The organism is Sulfitobacter sp. HI0129, from assembly GCF_001635395.1.
Taxonomy (GTDB): Bacteria; Pseudomonadota; Alphaproteobacteria; order Rhodobacterales; family Rhodobacteraceae; genus Sulfitobacter.
Map to the genome: position 1 here is coordinate 1 of NZ_LWGH01000586.1, position 4159 is coordinate 4159.

The window sequence follows — 4159 nt, forward strand, 5'->3', positions numbered from 1 at the left end:
GGTTCTGTCCTGGCGGATCTCGAACACGCTGGAGGCCGACTTCTGCGTCGAAGCGCTGAACGAGGCCATTCACAAGTTCGGCCCGCCCGAGATAATGAATACGGATCAGGGATCCCAGTTCACCTCTTTCGCCTGGACAGATCGGCTCCGCCGATCAGGCGTGCGGATCTCGATGGATGGAAAAGGCCGTTTCCTCGACAACATCTTCATCGAGAGGCTGTGGCGCACCCTGAAATACGAGTGCGTCTACCTGCATGCCTGGGAGACCGGATCGGAGACGAAAGCAGCCATCCGGAAATGGATGACCTTCTACAACCACCAGCGCCCTCACTCGGCCCTCGGCGGCAAGCCACCGGCGCTGGTCTATTGGCAGAAAAATGATATCAACCAACCCGATCAGCAGGTGCAACGAGTAGCTTAATTTACGCCAGATCCTGTCCAAGAGATGGGGAGTAGCTCAGGCTCGTCTTCTAAACGAGGTCGGCGGGCGCGACGACCAGCTTACATTTTGCCCCGGTTTGGAACTAACCTCTGCCGAAGGAAAACACGAAGCAGATTTGGTTTGTTGGCTACGTGAGGCAGGGCGCTTTGATGTCCTGGCTGATCCAAAACTGGTGTTCGCAGAATGCAAATCGTTTGCGACTGAAGCGCTCAAGTCGGCAGATTTTGCGCGCATGGCTGCCCTTGGAAAGCAGTTTCCAGAGGCGGCTCTTGTGTTTTCGGTATTGAAAGAGGAGTTTTCCGACAAAGAGAAATCTTTAGCCACCACGTTCTTGAGGCGACATGCGGGCAAGTTTCACTATGGAGGCTACGAGCGACCTGTCCTATTTCTGACAGGCAAGGACCTCTACTTCAAATACGGAATAAGTGGCGGCGATGATAGTCGTTACACCTATCACGAAACTGACGCGTTGGATGAATTTGCGTCTGCTACTCAACGTCTAAACTTGGGTGCGGAAAGCCAAAATCACTGAAGCGCGCTAGGCCCGGCAACTTGCCATCGGGCGAGCGAACCACGCATCAACACGCGAAACGACTCTTGGTGGAGTTGCTGATACGCTATGTGTTTCGTGCCGATCCGTTGAACCCGATCTGTTGAACCGGCGTTGGTTTGTTGCGCGGTCGTCGCACCGAAACGCCGGGTAGGAGCTCGTCGATACGGTTTTGTGATCGGAACAGTCCGTTATCTGCGCATTTTGGTAGGATAGGAAAAAATGAGGTCGTTTATGGTGCACGTCAAAGGAAGTCGGGATTGTGGGAACTCTCCCAAAAACACGTTTTCTCAGACAATCGGTGTCGCCATCGAGAGCGGCGAATTCCTCGAAGAGGCTTTCGCAGATGACATGATATGGGAACAGCAAGGCGGCGAAACTATTGGATCGGAAGCGGTTAAAGCGGCGTTAGCTGAAGTCGATCAGCCTGTAAGTATCGTTGTCGAGCACGCAATCACCCACGGCAGAGCTGGTGCAACATCAGGCCTAGCGACCCTGCCAGACGGTAAGACACGCCGCTACAGCCATGTGATTGAATTCACAAACACAAAGGCCAACAAAGTCGCTAAGATCAAAAGTTACGTTTGACCTTTTTCAAATGACGTAGGTTTGGGCTCGGTGCTGACCTTAGAGCATGCGCTGCATCAGCATATCGGGCCGCGCTTTGTCGAGCGTGGGACGGCACAGAGCGGCTGCTCATCATAATCACCGGTGCTGCGGCGCAGTACGTCAAAACGGCCATTCGAGCCTTGTGCTCCATTAAAGCCGGCTTAAATCGAAACCTCTGCCGTCTCGTTTATTAAAAAGGCTCACGACCTCCCTTGTGTTTCGTGCATTCGCGAACACAATATCGAGTGAATGCAAGCAGTGAGAAGGGCGCCGGTTGAGGCAAAGGCAGCACAAGGTCAAATCGATGGCGCCGCTGGATCAGCGTTTCGAGATGGAGCATGGCCTCCGAGGAGAACGTTTTCGGAGTGCGTCAGGTCTATGGATGGCGACCGATCATGCCGATGGGGAGTCCTATCTACTATGGCTAGTCGAAAAGACCGGCGCTGCGGTCGATTACGATGTCGCGCGCATACTTGCGGACACCGTGCGGCGCATCCGAGGTGTTTTAGCCCGAAAGTCCGCACGCGAGGTCCTGCTGGAGGTGATCGACCTCGTCGAAGATGATCGAGAGATTGGGATCCGTTTGTCTGGCGCTGAAGGAACCCTGGCGACACTCACTGGCCGAAGCCGCCGAATGCTCGAAGATGCCGCGCGGACTTTGTCAGGTCGGGCCGGAATCTGGCGTCAGATCGGTCGGCTCGTTCGGGGACTGGGTCATCTCCATGCAGCCGATCTCGTCCATGGCGGTATCGCTGATGGCACCATCTTCACGGTCAACATGGAGCCTCTGGAGTTGAAACTCGGTGGCTACGAAGGCTGTGTCCATATCGGCTCACTTGGCAGCGGAGGCGCTGGTCTTTTGCGGCCCGGCACCGTCGTCTCGCACAGCCAAGACTGGCGCGATCTCGGGACCATTGCCGCTCGGCTCCTGCTCCAGAGCGACGGAGACGGCATGGCACTCCTACCGCCTGAGCAGCGCCTGCTCGACCGACTCCGACTGCCGCCCCAATTTGCCTTCATCGAGGGTGAAGCTCTGGCTGCCGAAATCGAGGAGTTGTGTTCGGAACTGGAGCGGGTGGGCTCGAGTGGCCGGTATGAGTTGGTGGCGGCACCAGGTCGCGATCTCCTACGGCGCGATGCTCCAGCATTGACGCGAGGACTCATAGCCGCTGCGGATACAGACGCACTGCTGGCCTTCATCCAGGATGACCTGACAGCTGACGCACCGCAGGCCTGGCGCAATCCTGGCCGCCACGACGGCACAATCCAAATATTCAGCCAGCGTGCGGTCTACTATGTCCGTCCTCTCACTGATAACGATCGGATCGGCCGCATCACGGGTTGCAGAGTGCGCGGCCCGGGTGACGGCGCGATTGACTCTGAACCGATCGACGCACGGGTGCATGTCGCGCGAGACCTTCACGAGGCGCGAGACCGCGTCGCACGGACCGGCGTTGGGGCCATGGCCTGGGCATCGGTCGGGGCGGACAGGGCAACGGTGCCGAGCGCCGTCGATCCGGTCGAATGGCACGCCCTGGTCCTAATCGAGGTCGCGGCGCTTCTCGAAGGGCGATTGCACCACTACCCGGCCGAAATTGTCGATGCTCCCGAGATAGGCCTTGTGCGGGTTGCGGCGCGCACGGACGCGGCGCGCGATCGCTGGCGGGCCAGGTTCGGGCGCATGGAGGCGGCGGCCGAACTACAACGTGACATACTACGCGATGATGGCACTGTGGAATGGACCCTTACGGTGTCGGACGCCCTTACTCTGGGCCCTACCGTGCCAAAGCTATCACTCGAGGACGTCGTCGATGAAGGCGGACGGCGGCTTTACGTTTTTCGTCATGAGGGAAACTTGCCTTTAGAGGCGCACGTGCTGTTGCGGCCGCGGCCGGACCGAGGCACCGAAGCCCAAATCCGCCGACGGCTCCGGCATGTCGTCACGGCCCGAGACAACGTTGAACTCCTCCGGGCGATCGGAAACCCTCAGAGCGTTGGGCTTGACCCTGCACTGCACGCCATTGCTGCGCCTGGCGCCCCGCCTGACGAACTCGACCCATCAAAGTCCGATGCGTGGGAAGCGATCTGCCGCGGCCACTCGATCGACCTGATTGTCGGTCCGCCGGGTGTGGGAAAGACATTCCTCGTATCCCGCTTGGTCAGCAGCATCCTCTCCTCCAACCCGACTGCGCGCGTCCTCATTGAGCTACTCCCCATCTCTTGGACAGGATCTGGCGTAAATTAAGCTACTCGTTGCACCTGCTGATCGGGTTGGTTGATATCATTTTTCTGCCAATAGACCAGCGCCGGTGGCTTGCCGCCGAGGGCCGAGTGAGGGCGCTGGTGGTTGTAGAAGGTCATCCATTTCCGGATGGCTGCTTTCGTCTCCGATCCGGTCTCCCAGGCATGCAGGTAGACGCACTCGTATTTCAGGGTGCGCCACAGCCTCTCGATGAAGATGTTGTCGAGGAAACGGCCTTTTCCATCCATCGAGATCCGCACGCCTGATCGGCGGAGCCGATCTGTCCAGGCGAAAGAGGTGAACTGGGATCCCTGAT

General features: G+C 58.2%; 5 protein-coding genes. 4 read left to right on the forward strand and 1 reads right to left on the reverse strand.

The window, feature by feature from the left end; all coding sequences use genetic code 11:
• The 4 genes from A3764_RS15640 to A3764_RS15655 all read left to right on the forward strand — a co-directional run.
• Positions 1 to 421: integrase core domain-containing protein (locus A3764_RS15640; protein WP_150122221.1), on the forward strand; the 421-nt coding region annotated here is incomplete at its 5' end.
• Between the two features lie 97 nt (positions 422 to 518).
• Entirely contained in the window at positions 519 to 974 is a 456-nt protein-coding gene (locus A3764_RS15645; protein WP_150121407.1) for a hypothetical protein, read from the forward strand.
• A 252-nt stretch (positions 975 to 1226) separates the two neighbouring features.
• Positions 1227 to 1580, forward strand: coding sequence for a nuclear transport factor 2 family protein (locus A3764_RS15650; protein ID WP_067951753.1), 354 nt, complete (start codon positions 1227 to 1229; stop codon positions 1578 to 1580).
• A gap of 325 nt (positions 1581 to 1905) precedes the next feature.
• Complete coding sequence (locus A3764_RS15655; protein WP_150121405.1) at positions 1906 to 3846, forward strand: hypothetical protein; 1941 nt, start codon at positions 1906 to 1908, stop codon at positions 3844 to 3846.
• On the opposite strand, the gene A3764_RS15660 is transcribed toward A3764_RS15655, so the two are convergent.
• Positions 3843 to 4159, reverse strand: a 317-nt coding sequence (locus A3764_RS15660) for an integrase core domain-containing protein (RefSeq protein ID WP_150122222.1), incomplete at its 5' end; no start/stop codon positions are given. The genes A3764_RS15655 and A3764_RS15660 overlap by 4 nt on opposite strands.

Excerpts from the sequence above, each read along its gene's own strand:
- A3764_RS15650 (WP_067951753.1), top strand. The coding sequence starts at position 1,227 with ATGGTGCACGTCAAAGGAAGTCGGGATTGTGGGAACTCTCCCAAAAAC.
- A3764_RS15655 (WP_150121405.1), top strand. The coding sequence starts at position 1,906 with ATGGCGCCGCTGGATCAGCGTTTCGAGATGGAGCATGGCCTCCGAGGA.